Annotated in this window: 21 protein-coding genes and 4 tRNA genes; 23 read left to right on the plus strand and 2 right to left on the minus strand. The window is 60.5% G+C overall.

The window, feature by feature from the left end:
- Positions 1 to 6 precede the first annotated feature (6 nt).
- Entirely contained in the window at positions 7 to 291 is a 285-nt protein-coding gene (locus OSA81_06010) for an oxidative damage protection protein (GenBank protein ID MDE0898555.1), read from the minus strand.
- A 92-nt stretch (positions 292 to 383) separates the two neighbouring features.
- On the opposite strand from OSA81_06010, the gene OSA81_06015 reads away from it, so the two are divergent.
- Positions 384 to 812: a TraR/DksA C4-type zinc finger protein gene (locus tag OSA81_06015; GenBank protein ID MDE0898556.1), complete on the plus strand. Its 429-nt coding sequence runs from the start codon at positions 384 to 386 to the stop codon at positions 810 to 812.
- A 21-nt stretch (positions 813 to 833) separates the two neighbouring features.
- Here the strand turns inward: OSA81_06015 and OSA81_06020 are convergent, their stop codons facing one another.
- A complete protein-coding gene (locus OSA81_06020; protein MDE0898557.1) occupies positions 834 to 1,979 on the minus strand; it encodes an HRDC domain-containing protein in 1,146 nt (381 codons plus the stop codon).
- A 177-nt stretch (positions 1,980 to 2,156) separates the two neighbouring features.
- On the opposite strand from OSA81_06020, the gene pyk reads away from it, so the two are divergent.
- The 22 genes from pyk (at position 2,157) to rplL (ending at position 16,995) form a co-directional block, all read left to right on the plus strand.
- On the plus strand, positions 2,157 to 3,575 hold the full coding sequence (gene pyk / locus OSA81_06025) for a pyruvate kinase (protein MDE0898558.1): 1,419 nt from the start codon (positions 2,157 to 2,159) through the stop codon (positions 3,573 to 3,575).
- Positions 3,575 to 4,351 carry an MBL fold metallo-hydrolase gene (locus OSA81_06030; protein MDE0898559.1) on the plus strand — a complete coding sequence of 259 codons (777 nt, stop codon included), beginning with the start codon at positions 3,575 to 3,577 and terminating at the stop codon, positions 4,349 to 4,351. Before pyk ends, OSA81_06030 begins: the two co-directional genes overlap by 1 nt.
- The gene (locus OSA81_06035; protein ID MDE0898560.1) at positions 4,351 to 5,739 is read left to right on the plus strand and encodes a glucose-6-phosphate isomerase; all 1,389 of its coding nucleotides are present in this window, start codon (positions 4,351 to 4,353) and stop codon (positions 5,737 to 5,739) included. Before OSA81_06030 ends, OSA81_06035 begins: the two co-directional genes overlap by 1 nt.
- An 80-nt stretch (positions 5,740 to 5,819) precedes the next feature.
- Complete coding sequence (locus OSA81_06040; protein ID MDE0898561.1) at positions 5,820 to 6,236, plus strand: YtxH domain-containing protein; 417 nt, start codon at positions 5,820 to 5,822, stop codon at positions 6,234 to 6,236.
- Between the two features lie 350 nt (positions 6,237 to 6,586).
- Complete coding sequence (gene smpB / locus OSA81_06045) at positions 6,587 to 7,048, plus strand: SsrA-binding protein SmpB (GenBank protein MDE0898562.1); 462 nt, start codon at positions 6,587 to 6,589, stop codon at positions 7,046 to 7,048.
- An 8-nt stretch (positions 7,049 to 7,056) separates the two neighbouring features.
- Positions 7,057 to 8,433: an N-acetylmuramoyl-L-alanine amidase gene (locus OSA81_06050; protein ID MDE0898563.1), complete on the plus strand. Its 1,377-nt coding sequence runs from the start codon at positions 7,057 to 7,059 to the stop codon at positions 8,431 to 8,433.
- Between the two features lie 118 nt (positions 8,434 to 8,551).
- Positions 8,552 to 8,740 carry a hypothetical protein gene (locus OSA81_06055; protein MDE0898564.1) on the plus strand — a complete coding sequence of 63 codons (189 nt, stop codon included), beginning with the start codon at positions 8,552 to 8,554 and terminating at the stop codon, positions 8,738 to 8,740.
- A complete protein-coding gene (locus tag OSA81_06060; protein ID MDE0898565.1) occupies positions 8,737 to 9,657 on the plus strand; it encodes a dihydroorotate dehydrogenase in 921 nt (306 codons plus the stop codon). Before OSA81_06055 ends, OSA81_06060 begins: the two co-directional genes overlap by 4 nt.
- A gap of 1 nt (position 9,658) precedes the next feature.
- Positions 9,659 to 10,360 carry an orotidine-5'-phosphate decarboxylase gene (gene pyrF / locus OSA81_06065; GenBank protein MDE0898566.1) on the plus strand — a complete coding sequence of 234 codons (702 nt, stop codon included), beginning with the start codon at positions 9,659 to 9,661 and terminating at the stop codon, positions 10,358 to 10,360.
- Positions 10,361 to 10,420: 60 nt separating this feature from the next.
- Complete coding sequence (cysS, locus tag OSA81_06070; GenBank protein MDE0898567.1) at positions 10,421 to 11,854, plus strand: cysteine--tRNA ligase; 1,434 nt, start codon at positions 10,421 to 10,423, stop codon at positions 11,852 to 11,854.
- Between the two features lie 76 nt (positions 11,855 to 11,930).
- Positions 11,931 to 12,003, plus strand: a tRNA-Thr gene (locus OSA81_06075).
- A gap of 240 nt (positions 12,004 to 12,243) precedes the next feature.
- Positions 12,244 to 12,325 (plus strand) — tRNA-Tyr (locus OSA81_06080).
- 37 nt (positions 12,326 to 12,362) lie between these two features.
- Positions 12,363 to 12,436 (plus strand) — tRNA-Gly (locus OSA81_06085).
- Between the two features lie 29 nt (positions 12,437 to 12,465).
- A tRNA-Thr gene (locus OSA81_06090) sits at positions 12,466 to 12,537 on the plus strand.
- 47 nt (positions 12,538 to 12,584) lie between these two features.
- Positions 12,585 to 13,775 carry an elongation factor Tu gene (tuf, locus tag OSA81_06095; GenBank protein ID MDE0898568.1) on the plus strand — a complete coding sequence of 397 codons (1,191 nt, stop codon included), beginning with the start codon at positions 12,585 to 12,587 and terminating at the stop codon, positions 13,773 to 13,775.
- Between the two features lie 73 nt (positions 13,776 to 13,848).
- On the plus strand, positions 13,849 to 14,001 hold the full coding sequence (gene rpmG, locus OSA81_06100; protein ID MDE0898569.1) for a 50S ribosomal protein L33: 153 nt from the start codon (positions 13,849 to 13,851) through the stop codon (positions 13,999 to 14,001).
- The gene (gene secE, locus OSA81_06105) at positions 14,001 to 14,213 is read left to right on the plus strand and encodes a preprotein translocase subunit SecE (GenBank protein ID MDE0898570.1); all 213 of its coding nucleotides are present in this window, start codon (positions 14,001 to 14,003) and stop codon (positions 14,211 to 14,213) included. The genes rpmG and secE overlap by 1 nt, the downstream gene beginning before the upstream one ends.
- Positions 14,214 to 14,222: 9 nt before the next feature.
- Complete coding sequence (nusG, locus tag OSA81_06110; protein MDE0898571.1) at positions 14,223 to 14,765, plus strand: transcription termination/antitermination protein NusG; 543 nt, start codon at positions 14,223 to 14,225, stop codon at positions 14,763 to 14,765.
- 9 nt (positions 14,766 to 14,774) lie between these two features.
- A complete protein-coding gene (gene rplK, locus OSA81_06115) occupies positions 14,775 to 15,200 on the plus strand; it encodes a 50S ribosomal protein L11 (GenBank protein MDE0898572.1) in 426 nt (141 codons plus the stop codon).
- Between the two features lie 89 nt (positions 15,201 to 15,289).
- Entirely contained in the window at positions 15,290 to 15,985 is a 696-nt protein-coding gene (gene rplA, locus OSA81_06120; GenBank protein MDE0898573.1) for a 50S ribosomal protein L1, read from the plus strand.
- Positions 15,985 to 16,515 carry a 50S ribosomal protein L10 gene (rplJ, locus tag OSA81_06125; protein ID MDE0898574.1) on the plus strand — a complete coding sequence of 177 codons (531 nt, stop codon included), beginning with the start codon at positions 15,985 to 15,987 and terminating at the stop codon, positions 16,513 to 16,515. Before rplA ends, rplJ begins: the two co-directional genes overlap by 1 nt.
- Positions 16,516 to 16,620: 105 nt before the next feature.
- The gene (gene rplL / locus OSA81_06130) at positions 16,621 to 16,995 is read left to right on the plus strand and encodes a 50S ribosomal protein L7/L12 (GenBank protein ID MDE0898575.1); all 375 of its coding nucleotides are present in this window, start codon (positions 16,621 to 16,623) and stop codon (positions 16,993 to 16,995) included.
- Positions 16,996 to 17,158 lie beyond the last annotated feature (163 nt).

The following is a 17,158-nucleotide window of genomic DNA, read 5'->3' on the forward strand; positions in this document are numbered from 1 at the left end:
TGGCCGCTACCACTCGATCGACCCCTGCTTGGTCGTGTCGATTTCCTTGCCGTCGCCGTCTCCCAGGAGCACTTGTTCGATTTGCTCGTAGAGGAAGGCGCGTGACTTCGGGTCCCTTGGATCCAGCCCGTAGTGGTTGATGAGGCTTGTCTGGTGCTGCAGCCACTCTTTCCAGCAGTCGCCACAGATCTGGCCCTGAATTCGCTCGCCCAGTTCGGTCCGGAACGGTGCCTTCGCGAGCCTCGTGGCGTTCTCTCCGCAGCGGCGGCATATAATGGTCTCAGCGCTCATGGGTCTCGGTTTCTGGCAAGTAGGTTGTCACGCGGCCACGGTTACCCAGTGGTACCCGGTGGGGTCCATCCCTGTGGACGCTTGCGGGCAGGATGATTATTTTATCAGGCTACAACGGTAATCGTGGTCATGTGAGGCGTATGATGGCGTTGCAGAAGAAGCAGCTTGAACACTTGGAGAAGCGTTTGCTCGATGAGCGGGCGCGTGCGTTGAAGGCCCTCGGTCTGTTTGCCAAGACCGGCGATCGCGACTCAAGCGACTCCGATTTCTCTTCGTATACCGATCACATGGCAGATCAGGGTACGGAGGCGCAGGAGCGAGAGAAGGCCGCGGCTTTCGCGACCAAAGAGGGACGGTATCTGCACCGCCTAGAGGGAGCGCTACGTCGACTGTACGCCGATCCGAAGACCTTCGGGACATGTCATACCTGCTCGTCCGACGTCGGCTTCGAACGCCTCGATGCTCTGCCTCACGCCCGGTATTGCATCGAATGCAAGCGGAAGGAAGAGTCGGCGCCCTGACGCCTGGAGCTGCGCTGCGGTTCATATTTTCGACGTAATCGCCAGGATCCTCTCGCCGGCTACGTCCGCTTTCCAGTTCCGAACCCCGTCAATCTGAAGCAGTTCGTCACGGTTTTTTGGCGCGGCACGCGCAATCGAAATGAGTACAGCGTTGGACAGCACCGTGCCCCGTGGCAGACCCACCTCTTCTGCTGCGGCATTTCGGCCCCCCTTGAGCTTGTCGACCAGTTCCTCCAGCTCCGGAGGCGGACGACCCGGTCCACGCCGAATTCCCTTGGGGTAGGGCATCAGTTCGTCGTCCGCCATGTCCTTTACGGCTCGAAGCCTGCCCAGGAGATTCTTTCCTTCATCCCGCGCTAGCCCCCGCGGGAAACCCTTGATTTCCATGAGATCCTCTACCCGCTTCGGATCCAGGGCCACCGCCTCTACCAATGGAGGATCCCCGATGACCCGAAACGTTGCGCGGTCGCGTACGCGAGCGATCTCGTCTCGCCATACGAGGGCTTCACGCAATGCGGTGGTCTGTCTCGGGGAAAGATCTCGGGCACCCTTCACGCGGGTCACCGGGTCGACGGGCTCTGGCGCTTCCGATCTCTCATCGGCAACGGTTTCCAGGGCGAGCCACTCTTCTTCTGCCCAGCTGGTGCGTCCCAGCGCTTCAAGTTCTTCCGCGAGCATGTCGGTGAGTTGCTCTAGGTGGCGTGTGTCCGAGGCGGCGTAGTCGAGCATTCCCTCGGTGAGGGGACGTTCCGCCCAGTCCGCTCGTTGATACTTCTTTGACAGCTTCACCCCGAAACGTGCGTCCAGCAGTGCGGCCAAGCCCAGTCCATCTAGGCCGATCAGGGCCGCCTGAATCTGCGTGTCGACCAGGCTTCGCATCCGGATGCCAAGATCTCGGCTCAATAGTCGCAAATCGAAGTCTGCGCCGTGCATGATGACTTGCACGTCGGGTCGCTCCAGTGGCTCACGAATGAGTTCGGCCGGATCAAATGCAAGTGGGTCGACGACCCAGGTCCGGCCCGCAACCGTAATCTGAAGAAGGCAGAGACGGTCCGAGTATCGGTGGAATCCAGCTGCCTCGCAGTCGAGGGCAAAGCGCGCGGCACCGGCAAGGTCGGACGCCAGTTCATCAGCCTGATCAAGCGATCGAACGTGAATGTGACTCATCAACGGGGCCTCGGCACCCACGTCTGTTATGGACGGCAGTGCTCGGATGGGAAGCGTGTATGCGCGAAACAAGGAAATCGGAACTGGCCCGGTATGCCAGCCCCGAGGTGTTGCCCGCTCTGTAGCGGCAGGCGAGAATTGGGGTTCCTTCCGACGATCTCTTTTCCCAACTAGCGCATGCTTCGAACCAAGGTCGTCTGCACGCTGGGCCCCGCAACTTCGGAGCCGGACACCGTCCTCAAGATGGTGCGCGGTGGCATGAATCTGGCTCGGGTGAACATGTCCCATGGTAGCAGGGACGATCATCGGGCTTCCATTGCAGCGGTCCGCGCCGCTGCCGATACGGTGGGCCAGCCGGTGGCAGTGCTCGTGGATCTGTCCGGACCTAAGATCCGGGTCGGAGATTTGCCGGAGCCGATGGAGCTCGTGGTCGGAAGCAACGTTGTCATGGCCCCCAGCAGTGAGGCGGAGGGGACGGAAATTCCGATCACCTACGCGCCGCTCGCCGAGGAAATCACGGCCAACGACGTCGTCCTTCTGGACGACGGGCTACTGGAGCTGCGATGCACCGGGACGGACGGGAGCCGAACGCTCCTCGCGGTGGTGCGGGGGGGAATGCTGAAGAGTCGAAAAGGGATCAACCTTCCGACCGTGAATGTGAAGGCGCCGTCTCTTACGGAGAAGGATCTCTCCGATCTTGACTTCGCGCTCGAGGAGGGCGTGGAATATATCGGTTTGTCGTTCGTCCGGTGTCCCGAGGACGTCGTCGACCTGAAGGAGCGTGTGATGGGCCGGGCGCTGGTGGTCGCGAAAATCGAGAAGGTGCAGGCGCTCAAGGCGATCGAAGAAATTCTCGCAGTCACCGATGCCGTCATGGTAGCGCGCGGCGACTTGGGAGTTGAGCTGCCTTTCGAACGAGTCCCGCTCGCCCAGAAACGGATCATTCAGCTCGCCAACTACTATGGCCGGCCTGTCATTACCGCGACTCAGATGCTGGAGTCGATGATCGAGAACGCTCGGCCCACGCGTGCGGAAGCTTCCGACGTTGCGAATGCGATTCTCGACGGGTCTGACGCCGTCATGCTGTCAGGTGAGACTGCAGTGGGGAAGTATCCGCTGGAGGCGCTCGGCGCACTGGTGTCGATCGGCGAGGAAATCGAACGCAGTGGCTTCCTCGAACGCGGGCCCAGCTACCTCACGCGGCCGGGGCTGCGCACTAGGGGAGGCGCCTCTCCTAGGGAGCACGCGGTGGCCGCGGTGTCGGTCGACGCCGCTCGCCAGATCGGAGCGCCCGCCATTGTTGTAATCACCCGTTCTGGGTTCTCTGGTCGGCTGGTTTCGTCCTATCGACCAGCCGTGCCTGTTTTCGCGGTCACGACGGAGCCCGCAACCTATCGACAGCTCGCAGCCGTCTGGGGTGTCCGACCCGTTCTGGCTGATGCCACAGAGGTCTCTTACGCGGCTCTGTCAGAGTTCGGCAAGAAAGCCGTCGTCGATGCGGGCGTCGGAGAGAACGGAGCCTCGATTGCGATCACGGCCGGCTTTCCATTCCATGAATCGGGCTCGACGAACAACATGCGCCTCGACCGACTCTAGTGAAGCTCACGTTCCTTGGCACAGGCACCTCGTTCGGGGTTCCGGTAGTCGGTTGCGATTGTGCCGCCTGTACTTCGGCCGACCCTAGGGATCGTCGAACCCGCCACGGGGCGCTTCTGGATACGGGGCAAGGACGACTTCTGGTCGATACTCCCCCGGAGTTGCGACTCCAGCTACTCGATGCTGGAGTCGACTCGGTCGACGCGGTGTGGTTCACTCACAATCACGCCGACCACGTACATGGGATCGATGATCTGCGTGTCTTCACCGTCCGGAATGGGGATATGCCAGCATACATTCCCAACGAGTACGTGGGGCCGATGCGTGAGCAGTTCCGATACATATTCGACGATGCTGTTCAGCCGCCACAGGATAGCTCGAAGCCGAGGCTGAAGGTGGAGCCGTACGACGCTGGAGAAACCGTCTCCATCGTGGGCAGGGACTTCACCGCGGTCGATGTTCCGCACGGAGACGTGACGGTTTACGGGTTCCGAGTTGGTTCACTGGGGTATGTGACAGACGGTAAGATGCTCCCTTCTGCGACGGTCGCTGCGCTGAAGGGCGTGAGTGTCCTGGTTCTGAACGCGCTCTGGTTCGAAAAGACCCACGCGTCGCACTTCAATATCGAAGAAGCGATCGAGGCTGCCCGTGAGGTCGGGGCGCGAAGGACCTACCTCACGCATCTGACGCATCGGGTTACACATGCTGAACTCGAAGCGCGGCTGCCGACTGACGTCACTGCGGCCTACGACGGACTCACCGTGGAGATGGATTGATGGACGGTCTGCGTTTTGATTTTGGAAATCTGATGGAAGAGCGCGTCGAGAATGGCGTCGCGAGCGAGCGCCTCGAAACGGACTTAGTGGTTCGCTTTCGCGAAGCTCACGAGGTTGTCGAAGCCCGTCGTGCGACGGGGGATATGGATTTCCTGGACCTTCCCTACGCGACGGAAACCGTCGATCAGGTAGTCGAGATCGCCGACGGCTATGCACAGTGGTTCGAAGATGTCGTAGTCCTCGGCATTGGCGGGAGCGGACTCGGAGCTGCGGCGCTCAAAGAAGCTCTGCTGGGACCGTTCTGGAACTCGCGGGATGACGAAGGCCGGGATCACTTCCCACGCCTTCATATCGTAGACAACCCAGACCCGTTCACCTACAGTGCCCTGCTGAGTCAGCTCGACCCTGCGCGCACCATGTTCAACGTGGTGAGCAAGTCCGGATCGACCGCAGAGACGATGGCACAGTATCTCGTTGCCCGAGAGTGGGTCGAATCAGGTGTCGATCCAGACAAGGCGAGAGGGCACTTTCTCTTCACGACGGACCCCGAGCACGGCGCACTCCGTCAGATCGGTGAGGCCGAGGAGATTCCGATGCTCCCCGTACCCTCGAACGTGGGGGGCCGGTTCTCTGTGCTGTCCCCCGTCGGTCTTCTCCCGGCTGCGGCGTGCGGCATCGATCCGCGAGCGCTTCTCCAAGGCGCTGCGGAGATGGAGCAACGTTGTGCGACCAGCGTCCTGTCGGAAAATCCTGCTGGTCTGCTCGCCGTGTTGCTGCATCAGGCTGATACCGAGCAAGGCCGTCCGATTCACGTGCTCATGCCGTACGCTGATCGCCTTGCTCCAGTCGCGCGCTGGTTTCAGCAGCTTTGGGCAGAAAGTCTCGGAAAAGCTGTGACAATGTCCGGCGAATCTCGGAACACGGGACCAACTCCGGTGGCCGCGCTCGGCGCCACAGATCAGCATTCGATGCTCCAACTGCTTATGGAGGGCCCTCACGACAAAGTGGTCGTCTTCGTCTGCGTCGATGACGTCGGCGTTGATATGCCGATTCCTGAGCGCCATCCCGGCATCAGTGCTCTCTCTTATCTAGGCGGCCATTCACTCGGCGAGCTTCTGAGTGTCGAGCACGCGGCGACCGCTGAAGCACTACGCCGAGCGGGACGACCGAATGCAACGTTCACGGTGCCCAGGGTCGACGCCCAGAGCGTCGGTGAGCTCCTGATGCTTCTTCAGCTGGCAACGGTCTATGCGGGGGCCTTGTACGGGGTCGATCCAATGGATCAACCCGGCGTTGAGCTTGGAAAGCGGCTCACGTACGGATTGATGGGGGGGGCAGGTGCGGACCGACCTGAGCTTGAGGAATCCGACTCCCGCTGGGTGCGGTAGCGGGTGCCATGCGCTCTCCCGTCGGTTACTTTGAAGGTCCTGGCCTTGCCGGGTGAATCACGGACCGATCGGAGATCATCATGAGAGACCACGACGACGTTCCTACCATTGTCATCGAACGCGGAAGCGGCGGTGGGGTCGGGTCGTTCTTGCTTGGCGCCATCGTCGGTGCTGGGATCGCACTGCTCTTCGCCCCGAAGTCCGGGGAGGAGACTCAGCAAGAACTCAAGGAACAGGCACGTAAGCTGCGAGTGGTCGCTGAAGGGCGAGTCAAAGAAGCGCAACGTCAACTGGAAGAGCGCCTCGACGAAGCGAGAGATGGCGTTACCGCTCGGGTCGACGAAGTCCGTGACGCAGTCACGGCCGGCCGTGATGCCGCAGTCGATGCTCGAGTAGACCTTGAGGACAAGCTGGAACGCTCGAAGGCTGCGTACCGCGCGGGCCTAGGCGCTGCGCGAGAAACTGTGACGGCAGCGGCTGAAGAGTCCGACGACTGATTCACTGAGCGCTGGCCCTATCAACGCGCGGTGAAGCTTCACCATTCTGGATGCTCCTCTACCGGCACATGCAGACTCGCACGGTTGGCATCGGCTCGGGTTGCGATTGCGGCGATGTTCGCAGCGGTCAGCCACGAACCCTCGAAACGGGTTCTCCGGGTGCACCACCGAGACGGCGAATTATTCTTCGATGCTCGGGAATCTGGCGCCCGGCGCTGTCCTTGTTTTCTGGATCTATTACCAATCAGTGGTGTTTATCCTGAGCAGTGAAGTCGCGCAGGTGTCAACGATGCTAAAAGCGAGTCGAGTAAGGGTTGTGATGTTCGAGGACGACGCATGAGGCTAGAGAAATGAGCGGCCCGGAATCGCGAAAGATCGTCGCCCGAAATCGTAAGGCGCGTCACGAATACGAAATCCTCGAGACCTACGAAGCCGGCATGGAACTCAAGGGTCCGGAAGTGAAGTCGCTCCGCTCTGGCGGTGTCGCGTTTCAGGATGCCTTCGCACGTGTCGACAGTGGAGAGGTGTGGCTCCATAGCCTGCACATCAGCCCCTATGAGCAGGCCAACCGAAACAACGTCGATCCGGTGCGACCTCGACGACTCCTCCTTAACCGGCAAGAGATCAGACAGATGATCATCAAGACGGAGGAGAAGGGGCTCACCGTTGTGCCACTCGAGATCTACTTCTCTCGAGGTTACGCGAAGATTTCTCTCGGGGTCGCTCGCGGAAAGAACCTGTACGACAAGCGCGAGACGCTGAAGCGGCGACAGCAGGATCGAGAGGCCCAGCGCGCGATTAGCGCTCAGTGAGTGGCGCGATGCGTTGGGCTGTAGTCCTCGTTACGACTGCAGCGCTATCACAAGTGTCGGGACTCGCTGCGCAAGCTCGGCCCAGCCTCGTGGTGGAACGTGGTGACGGGTCCTCCGAGACTGTCACGGTTCAGCTCGATCGGGGTTATGCGGCGGTTCGACTTTCTCTCCTCGAGGAACTCGGATGGACGGTAGCCGAAGAGGAAGGCGAGATCGTTCTCTCGGCGGTCAACGAGATTGCTGTCTCCATGAGGGTCGGTTCGCCGTTCTTCCGGTGGGACGGTGTGGTTCTTCAGATGGCCAACGCCCCCTACCGGGCCGGCCCCCAAGCCTACGTGCCGTTGCAGTTTCTCACGGATTTCCTGCCGCGCCGCCTGCCGGGGCTCTATGACTATACGGGCGAGCGTTCGCTCCTCCGCGCTGGCGAACTCTCATTGCTGGGAGATCCGATCCCAGGGGTGATTCAAGTCACCCCTGACGTAGAGCGGGCTGTAATCGCGGCCGAAACGTCGTCGAACAATGCCGAAGTGGGAGTGGCTGCAACCACGGTCGCGGGTGCAGCGGTCGCCGAGTCGGAGGCCGAGGTCTCGATGCCGGAGGACAACCCTCCGGAGATGAACCGTCCCGAGGCTGTGCTAAATGCTGGCCCGTCTGCGTACGATGGTACACGGGTGGTGGTCATCGATGCTGGGCATGGCGGAGCAGACCCTGGCGCCCTTGGACTTGGTGACGTTAGGGAAAAGAACGTTGCGCTTGGCGTCGCATTACTTCTCGCGGAGCGTCTTCGAGCTGAGCCCGATCTTGAAGTGGTGATGATCCGGGACGACGATACCTTCGTCGATATCTGGGATCGCGGGCAGATCGCCACCGAAGCGAAGGGCGAACGCCCCGGAATTTTCGTGTCGGTCCACGCGAACTCGTTTCCCGCGCGGCGGGAAGCCCGTGGTTTTGAGACCTACTTTCTCTCCGATGCTCGCACGGAACACGAACGACGAGTCTCTGCTATTGAGAACGCGCCCCTGAGCATGAACCAGGGGAATGGGGACGAGGAACAGCTCGCAGATATCGATTTCATCCTCCGTGATCTCAAGAACTATGATCACGCCCACTGGTCTGAGAGTCTCGCTACCCTCGTCCAGGAGGAACTGAACGACTTTCATCCCGGGCCCAATCGTGGTGTGAAGCAGGGTGTGCTCGCCGTTCTGACCAATGCGTTGATGCCGGCGATCCTCGTCGAGCTGGGGTACCTCTCGAACGCGGCCGAAGCTCGCCTGTTGGCTGAAGAGGACTTCCACTCGGATTCTGCTCGTGCGATCGGAGATGCCGTCCTCCGCTTCTTCGAACGTTACCCGCCCGGCACCGGGAGCGCGCCGGAGGCCCCATGAAGTTCGCCGGCGCCCTGGTCGCCGGCGGCGGAAGGTTGCCCGAGACCACTTCGGGGCAGAGTACCTCGCACGGGGCCTGTTCCTTGCTTATGTCGATGGATCTCCCGGTGAGCCATGGGTGCCGAAATCGCTCCTTGATGCGCTTGAGGTTTCGAAGGAGGAGGGTGATCGAGCCTGGTTGAGGAGACGTCTGGAGGGACACCGCGCGAGTCCTTACGTTCTTGCCGCGCACGGCGGGACCTCCGCCGGCTTCGAAGAACTGGAAGAGGAGCTTGAGTTGCGGATCAAGGAGCTGACGAACGAGTGAAACTCGAGACCCATGCCTTCGGCGTGGAATTTCAGAATCCGGTCCTTCTCGCCGCGGGTACCTGTGGCTTTGGCATGGAGCTCGCGGAGGTCCTCGACCTGGAAGCCCTCGGTGGGTTCGTTACCAAATCGGTTACGGTTGAGCCCAGAAGTGGGAATCCAGCACCGCGCGTCACGGAGTTCGCCGCGGGCATGCTCAATTCGGTGGGTCTGGCGAACCCGGGGCTCGAAGGCGTCCGTCGGGAGAAACTGCCCTGGATTGCAAAAAATGTGCAGAAGGCTCGAGTCTTTGTGAGTGTGGCGGGACATACTGCTGAAGAGTTCTACACACTCATCGAGGGCTTCGACTCGGAGGATGGGTTCGTCGGGTTCGAGGTCAACCTGTCCTGCCCGAATGACGCGAAACGGGGCGGACCTCCCTTCGCGCTAGACCCGGACGCGGTCGCGGAAATCCTGTCTGGGTGTCGGGCTCGCACGGAACGGCCGATCCTCGCCAAGCTGGCGCCCAACGATCCTGCACTGTCACGAACCATTCGCAGAGCGGCCGAGGCCGGAGCGGATGGGTTGACTCTAGTGAACACCTTGCCGGGCCTGCTTCTCCATTCGGGCTCTGGCAAACCTGAACTGGGAGCGGGGCAGGGAGGAATGAGCGGTCCGGCGCTGCGACCTGCCGGTCTTCGGGCTGTGCGTGAAGCTCGGGGCGCCACGGATCTCCCACTCGTGGGCGTCGGTGGCGTTCTTTCGCCGGACGACGCCGTGGCCTACGCCCGGGCGGGTGCCCAACTCATCCAGATGGGCACCGCTACCTTCGCGGAGCCCGGCGCCGGGCCGAAGCTGGCCAGGGGGCTGTCACGCTGGGGGCGACGGCACGGAGTCGGTGCCTGGGAAGACCTGATTCAAAGAACAGAGAAGAATTGATATGAGCCGCGTCATCGTCCCCCTCGATGTGTCTTCCAAGCAGGCCGCGATGTCTCTCGTCGACCGACTCGGAGACCAGGCCGATTTCTACAAGGTTGGTTTCGAACTCTACACGCGCAGCGGCCCTGATGTCGTGCGCGATCTGGTCGAGAGAGGGAAACAGGTCTTTCTCGACATCAAGCTGCACGACATCCCCAATACCGTCGGTCGTGCCGTTGCTGTGGCTTCCGAGCTGGGCGTGGACCTTCTGACTGTTCACGTTTCAGGAGGCCCATCCATGATGGAGGCGGCCGCGAAGGCTCGTGGGGGAGACTTGAAACTGCTCGGTGTCACCGTGCTGACGTCTCTGAGCCCGGATGAGATGAGCACCGTATGGGCCCGAGAGATCCGGTCGGTTCGGGAGGAAGTAGGACGACTAGCCGTGCTCGCGTGTGACACGGGGATGAACGGCGTGGTCGCTTCGGCCCTCGAGGCGTCCTGGATACGCAGACACCTCGGTGAGGACTTCCTGATCGTGACGCCCGGGATTCGTCCTGCCGGGAGCGATGCAGGCGACCAGAACCGGATCGCCACCCCTGCGGATGCGTTGGCAGCGGGCGCAGACTACCTGGTGATCGGTCGCCCCATTACCCAAGCCACTGACCCTGCGGCTGCGCTCGCTGCGGTCCTGCGAGAGATCGACCAAGCCAGACTGGCCTCCTGAGGCCTTCGCCGGCGAGATTTCGCCGTGTGAATCGTACCCACTCTTTTCAGACGTTTTCGAATGCCACTCAAGGTCCACAACACCGCGACTCGCTCCCTTGATGCGTTTGTCCCGCTCCAGGAAGGACGAGCGCACGTCTACGCGTGTGGCCCCACGATTTACAATCACGCACACATCGGAAATTTCCGGACGTTTTTGTTTTTTGACCTCGTCCATCGACATCTGGAGTGGAGCGGGTTGGACGTCCGGTTCGTAATGAACCTCACCGATGTAGACGACAAGGTCATTGCGGCGGCCAGGAGCGCCGGCACCTCCATTACCGAGCATACCGCCCCTTTCGGCGAGACATTTCTCGCTGATTGCAAGACGCTGGGGGTTCGTCCGGTCGACAGCTACCCGAGGGCGACCAGCTATATCGAGGCGATGGTCGACTTCATTTCGATTCTGATTGAGCGCGGCCATGCGTACGCCGCAGAGGATGGTGCTGTTTACTACTCGATCTCGAGTTTCCCCGAGTACGGGAAGCTGAAGGGTATCGATACCTCGACCCTTATTGTGGGCGCGCGAGTCGAGCACGACGAGTATGAGAAGGAAGACGCGCGGGACTTTGCGCTGTGGAAGGCGGCGACGGAAGACGACGAACAGGTCGGAGCCGCGTGGGATTCGCCCTGGGGCCGCGGCCGACCCGGATGGCACCTCGAATGCTCGGTCATGAGCACCGCGGAGTTGGGCGAGACCCTGGATATGCATCTCGGGGGCGAGGACCTCGTCTTTCCTCACCACGAGAACGAGATCGCACAGTCCGAAGGGGCAACGGGAAAGCCATTTGTGCGGTACTGGCTCCACGTGAAGCATCTATTCGTCGAAGGCAAGAAAATGTCCAAGTCGCTCGGCAACTTCATTCGGGTGCGGGAGCTACTTGAGGAAGGGCATGATCCTGCGGCCATTCGCCACCTGCTGATTTCATCGCATTACCGAGGCGACCTCAACTTTACACGCCAGGGTCTGGATGCCTCAGGCGCTGCTGTCCAGCGGCTGCTCGACTTCGAGGCGCGGCTCGAGGCGGCGCCTGTGGACGATGGGGCGGGCTCGTCCCGGCTGCCCGAATTGTCAGATCAGGCCGTCGCCACGTTCCGCACCGCCATGGATAATGATTTCAACTCGGCAGAGGGACTCGCTGCGGTCTTTGTCTTTGTGGGAGAGGTCAACACGGTTCTTGAGGCGCAACCAACCGTTTCGGAATCCGATCGCACGGCAGCCATGGACGCCCTTCGCTCTATGGATCAGGTGCTCGGGCTGCTGGAGGTAGCGCGGACATCGCGGTCCGTCGACGATGATCTCGCGGGCTGGGTCGAGCAGAAGGTTCAGGATCGCTCGCACGCACGTGCGTGCAAGGACTTCGCTGCCGCCGATGCGATCCGAGGCGAACTCGCCGCGCGAGGCATCGTCCTTGAGGATGGGGCGGGGGGAACCCGGTGGAAGGTGGTCAATTAGCTGCGGGCCCGTCACTTAATCGGAGATATCCTGCGTTGACCGGGCGATTGGCCGCGTTAGCTTTTTCGGTCTTAGTGCTGGCGTAGCTCAACTGGTAGAGCAGCTGATTTGTAATCAGCAGGTTGGGGGTTCGAGTCCCTTCGCCAGCTTCCGAAGTCTCCTAGAGTGCGAAGAGCCGACAGAGCCACAATAACCTGGATCGAGAGACTGAGTATTTCCCTGTTTTACGGACTTTTCTGCCCTTTACGCTCCTATGGGGGCCGGTTACCTTTTTAAGCTCGATCGTAAAACAGCCGCCTCAGTATCTTGGGGGCGGCTCTTTTCCACGTAACAGGTTCGCGGAAAGGTCGAACGAGTGTCCCGGCCGGACGGCTTCGGGGACGGAATATGGTGGGGTACCGAAGCGGTCAAACGGGGCAGACTGTAAATCTGCTGGCTTAGCCTTCGGAGGTTCGAATCCTCCCCCCACCATTGGGTGTAGTTGGCTTAGTAAAAGAATGAGTTCCAGGCGGGAGTAGCTCAGTTGGCTAGAGCATCAGCCTTCCAAGCTGAGGGTCGCGGGTTCGAGTCCCGTCTCCCGCTCTGCAGGACCGGCGAAAGCCGGTGAGCGCGCTCTGATAGCTCAGGGGTAGAGCGCGTCCTTGGTAAGGACGAGGTCGCGGGTTCAAATCCCGCTCAGAGCTTGCAGTCAAGATTACGAACAGCATCACGGGATTCGAGAGGACGAGCGATGGGCAAGGAAAAGTTCGAGCGGTCTAAGCCGCATGTGAACGTGGGAACGATTGGCCACGTAGATCACGGTAAGACGACGCTGACAGCGGCGATCACGTTGACGCAGGCCAACAAGTTTGGCGGCGACGCAGTGGCGTTCGAGAACATTGATAAGGCACCCGAAGAGCGCGAGCGTGGGATCACGATCGCGACTGCCCACGTGGAGTATGAGACGGCAAACCGTCACTACGCACACGTGGACTGTCCCGGGCATGCCGACTACGTGAAGAACATGATCACGGGCGCGGCGCAGATGGACGGCGGGATTCTGGTGGTAAGTGCGGCGGACGGCCCGATGCCTCAGACGCGCGAGCACATTCTGCTTGCCCGTCAGGTGAACGTGCCGTTCATGGTCGTGTTCATGAACAAAGTGGATATGGTCGACGACGAAGAGCTACTTGAGCTGGTGGAACTCGAGGTACGCGAGCTGCTGAGCGAGTACGATTTCCCGGGCGACGACATTCCTGTGATCCAGGGTTCGGCGCTGAAGGCTCTTGAGGCTGGTGGTGAGGGTCCGGATGCGGATTGCATTCAGGAGTTGATGGATGCGATCGACACGTACATTCCGCAGCCGGAGCGGGATATCGACAAGCCGTTCCTGATGCCGGTAGAGGACGTGTTTAGCATCACGGGCCGCGGCACGGTAGCGACGGGTCGTATCGAGCGTGGGATCGTGAAGCAGGGTGAAGAGGTCGAGATCATCGGCATGGGCGAAGACCGCACCACGGTGGTGACGGGTGTGGAGATGTTCCGAAAGCTTCTGGACGAAGGCCGAGCAGGCGACAACGCGGGCCTTCTGCTGCGTGGTATCGGCAAAGAAGAGGTCCAGCGCGGCCAGGTTTTGGCGAAGAAGGGCTCGATCACGCCTCACACGAAGTTCATGGCTGAGGTTTACGTTCTGACGAAAGAAGAGGGTGGGCGTCACACGCCGTTCTTTAACGGTTATCGTCCGCAGTTCTATTTTCGCACGACGGATGTGACGGGAGCAGCACAGTTGCCTGAGGGCGTCGAGATGGTGATGCCGGGCGACAACGTGCAGATGGAAGTGGAGTTGATCACGCCGATCGCGATGGATCCCGAGCTTCGGTTCGCGATCCGCGAGGGTGGACGCACGGTCGGCGCCGGTGTTGTAACTGAAATCCTTGAGTAGTTGAGATCCGGGATCAGCACATTTAGTGCGGCTTCTCGGGCATCGCGCCCGATCTGCACGACAGGAGTAGAGAATGGCCCGCGATAAGATGATCCTCGCCTGTTCGGACTGCCAGGAGAGGAACTACCACCAGACGAAGAACAAGAGGCTGCACCCGGAACGCGTGGAGCACCGCAAGTATTGCCCGCGCTGCCGTACGCATAAGCAACACAAGGAAACGAAGTAGTGTCGGCTGTCGAGAAGATCAGGGAGACCCGCACCTTCGTCGGGGAGTGCTGGGTTGAACTGCAGAAGGTTACCTGGCCGGATTTCGATCAACTCCGGTCTGCAACGCTGGTTGTGCTGGCGTTTACAGTTGCGGTGTCCGGTGTCATCTGGCTGATGGATAAGGCCGCCAGCTGGGTCCTCAACGGCGTCATGCGCCTCTTCGGAGCCTAGAGAGAGATCATGTCCGATGCCCGTTGGTACGCTGTCCAGTCCTATTCCGGACACGAGAACAAGGTCCAGAGGCAGGTTCAACTCCGGATCGACGAGGACCCCGGGTACGAGGGTGAAGATGAATTGCTGGACGTTCTGGTCCCGACACAGGAAGTGCTTGAGATCCGGAACGGAAAGCGGGTGACCGTCACGCGGCGGCTCTACCCGGGATATGTGCTGGTCCACATGAAGCTGAATGAACGGACCTCCCACGCGATCAACAACATTCAGGGCGTGATCAAATTTGTTGGCTCGGGCAAGTCTCCTCAGCCCCTGCGCGATGAAGAGATCAACAAAATTCTCGGCGTCGAAATCGAGTCCGAGAGCAAGACACAGGAGGAGATCCCCTTCCACATCGATCAGGTCGTTGAAGTTACCAAGGGCCCGTTCACGGAGTTCAGCGGAACGGTGCAGGCGGTCTACCCAGACAAGGGCAAGGTCAAAGTGGAAGTGTCGCTCTTCGGTCGGCCGACTTCCGTCGAGCTCGACTACACGGATTTGAAGGGATACTAGGGCAGAGTTATGGCCAAGAAAGTCATCGGTTTCATCAAGCTCCATGTGCCCGGTGGGCAGGCGAATCCGGCACCCCCGGTGGGTCCGGCGCTCGGTCAGCACGGCGTCAACATCATGGAGTTCTGTAAGCAGTTCAACGCGAAGACTTCGGACAAGCAGGGTCTGACGATCCCGGTTGAAATCACGGTCTACGCAGATCGCTCTTTCACGTTCATCACCAAGACGCCTCCGGCTGCGGTGTTGATCAAGAAAGCGATCAATCTTGGGAAGGGTTCTAGTGAACCCAACCGGGAAAAGGTCGGCACGATTACGCGCGCGCAGCTCGCGGAAATCGCCGAAACCAAGATGGAAGATCTCAACGCGAACCACCTAGACGCTGCAGTAGAGATGATTGCTGGAACTGCGCGTTCGATGGGTGTCGTCGTAGAGGGATAGCACCTGGGGTCGAATGACCCCGCCCGCCGTACCACCGACTGAGAGCCGTCAGCGGTGGGAGGGTAAACCAACCGGCTCGATAAGACAGGATGCCAAAGACAGGAAAGCGCTACGCATCGGCCAGTTCGGCCGTCCCAAGTGGTGCAAAATTGGCTCCGGACGATGCGGTGAAGCTTGTTAAAGAGCTCGCCTCGGCGAAATTCGATGAATCTGTCGATATTTCAGTTCGTCTCGGAGTCGATCCCCGCAAGGCGGATCAGCTGGTTCGGGGCACCGTAGTCCTCCCTCACGGAACGGGTAAGTCCGTTCGTGTTCTGGTCATTGCCCAGGGTGAGAAGGAAGCGGAAGCCAAGGAGGCCGGAGCTGATTTCGTCGGGGTCGAGTTCGTAGAGAAGATTCAGGAAGGGTGGCTGGACTTCGACGTCTGTGTCGCCACGCCCGATCTCATGGGTAAGGTGGGACCGCTCGGTCGCATGCTGGGCCCACGCGGATTGATGCCTACACCTAAGGCCGGGACCGTGACGTTCGACGTCGCCCGGGCCGTGTCGGAGATCAAGGCTGGTAAGATCGAATTCCGTGTCGACAAGATGGGGAATGTGCATGCACCCGTCGGGAAGGCCTCCTTCTCGGAGGACCAGTTGAGCGATAATCTTGGCGCATTCATGGATCAGATCGTGAGGGCCAGGCCGTCGGCTGCGAAGGGTACGTACCTGAAGAGTGTGACGGTCTCGAGCACCATGGGCCCGGGTGTTTCAATTGACCCGAATCTGTACAGGAGGGGCTAGTGGATCGCTCACGCAAAGAGGCCATGCTCGCCGCCGTCCAGGAGCGTATCGATCGTGCTCCGGTTCTGTACTTGACGGACTTTACAGGTCTGAACGTCAAGGCGATGACCGAGCTGCGTACTTCGCTTCGAAAAAACGGTGCGGAGTACATGGTCGTGAAGAACCGGCTGGCCAAGCGAATCTTCGCGCAGTCGGAAACGCTGCCGGACATCAGCGAAAGCCTCGTCGGGCCGACCGGGTTCGTCTTTGGCTACGAGGATGCCGCGGCGACTGCTAAAGCGCTTAGCGACTTCGCGAAGGATCATGACGAGAAACCTGCCTTCAAGTTGGGCGTCATGGAGAACAAGATTCTCCAGCCCGAGCAGGTAGAAAAGATCGCAAAGCTTCCGCCCAGAGAGCAGTTGCTTTCCGAGCTGGCCGGGGCCCTCGAGGCACCGATGGCCATGCTCGCGACAGCACTCGAAGCGAAGCTGCAGGAGACGGCAGGTCTGCTCGATGCACTCAAGGAAGAGCGCATAGAGGCCGGTTGAAGCCCGCATTCCGGGCATGTAGGTGGGACGCGGGCGCGTCTCTGGTAATCACAGGGTCAACTCAATTGCCGTCATAGACTGGCAAGAATCAGGAGAACAGGAACAATGGCGAATCACGAAGAGCTGCTCGAAACCATCGGCGGCATGACCGTTCTCGAGCTCTCCGAGTTCGTTGACGCCTTCAAGGATAAGTTCAACGTCACAGCGATGGCGGCTCCGGTCGCGGTTGCTGGTGGAGCGGCTGGTGGTGAAGCTGCTGCTGAGGAGAAAGATGAATTCGACGTCGTCCTAGAGGGCATTGGCGACAAAAAGATCCAGGTCATCAAGGTGGTGCGTGAGCTCACCGGTCTGGGTCTCAAGGAGGCTAAGGAAGTTGTCGACAGCGCTCCGAGCACCGTGAAGGAAGCGGCTACGAAGGCCGAGGCCGAGGAGATGAAGGCCAAGCTCGAGGGCGTCGGCGCGGCCGTCGCACTCAAGTAGTAGAACCGGAGCGAGCCGCTTGGCGGCACACGCACTGGGCGCGGCCATCGGCCGCGTGACATTTCGGGTTTGTGCAGGTCCCGGCTACGGACGCCCTCTCTGGATGGGTATGTCCGTAGTCCGGGGTTTGTGCACTTATCCCGTATTGCACACCAAACACGCC

This window comes from Longimicrobiales bacterium (assembly GCA_028823235.1).
Taxonomy (GTDB): domain Bacteria; phylum Gemmatimonadota; class Gemmatimonadetes; order Longimicrobiales; family Gaopeijiaceae; genus UBA2589.

What these genes read in the sequence shown, in the direction of transcription:
- rplK (MDE0898572.1), top strand. Translation starts at nt 14,775, where the DNA reads ATGGCCAAGAAAGTCATCGGTTTCATCAAGCTCCATGTGCCCGGTGGG.
- OSA81_06035 (MDE0898560.1), top strand. Translation starts at nt 4,351, where the DNA reads ATGGACGGTCTGCGTTTTGATTTTGGAAATCTGATGGAAGAGCGCGTC.
- rpmG (MDE0898569.1), top strand. Translation starts at nt 13,849, where the DNA reads ATGGCCCGCGATAAGATGATCCTCGCCTGTTCGGACTGCCAGGAGAGG.
- smpB (MDE0898562.1), top strand. Translation starts at nt 6,587, where the DNA reads ATGAGCGGCCCGGAATCGCGAAAGATCGTCGCCCGAAATCGTAAGGCG.
- OSA81_06015 (MDE0898556.1), top strand. Translation starts at nt 384, where the DNA reads ATGATTATTTTATCAGGCTACAACGGTAATCGTGGTCATGTGAGGCGT.
- tuf (MDE0898568.1), top strand. Translation starts at nt 12,585, where the DNA reads ATGGGCAAGGAAAAGTTCGAGCGGTCTAAGCCGCATGTGAACGTGGGA.
- OSA81_06020 (MDE0898557.1), bottom strand. Translation starts at nt 1,979, where the DNA reads ATGAGTCACATTCACGTTCGATCGCTTGATCAGGCTGATGAACTGGCG.
- pyk (MDE0898558.1), top strand. Translation starts at nt 2,157, where the DNA reads ATGCTTCGAACCAAGGTCGTCTGCACGCTGGGCCCCGCAACTTCGGAG.
- rplL (MDE0898575.1), top strand. Translation starts at nt 16,621, where the DNA reads ATGGCGAATCACGAAGAGCTGCTCGAAACCATCGGCGGCATGACCGTT.
- OSA81_06010 (MDE0898555.1), bottom strand. Translation starts at nt 291, where the DNA reads ATGAGCGCTGAGACCATTATATGCCGCCGCTGCGGAGAGAACGCCACG.
- OSA81_06040 (MDE0898561.1), top strand. Translation starts at nt 5,820, where the DNA reads ATGAGAGACCACGACGACGTTCCTACCATTGTCATCGAACGCGGAAGC.
- cysS (MDE0898567.1), top strand. Translation starts at nt 10,421, where the DNA reads ATGCCACTCAAGGTCCACAACACCGCGACTCGCTCCCTTGATGCGTTT.
- nusG (MDE0898571.1), top strand. Translation starts at nt 14,223, where the DNA reads ATGTCCGATGCCCGTTGGTACGCTGTCCAGTCCTATTCCGGACACGAG.
- OSA81_06050 (MDE0898563.1), top strand. Translation starts at nt 7,057, where the DNA reads ATGCGTTGGGCTGTAGTCCTCGTTACGACTGCAGCGCTATCACAAGTG.
- rplA (MDE0898573.1), top strand. Translation starts at nt 15,290, where the DNA reads ATGCCAAAGACAGGAAAGCGCTACGCATCGGCCAGTTCGGCCGTCCCA.
- pyrF (MDE0898566.1), top strand. Translation starts at nt 9,659, where the DNA reads ATGAGCCGCGTCATCGTCCCCCTCGATGTGTCTTCCAAGCAGGCCGCG.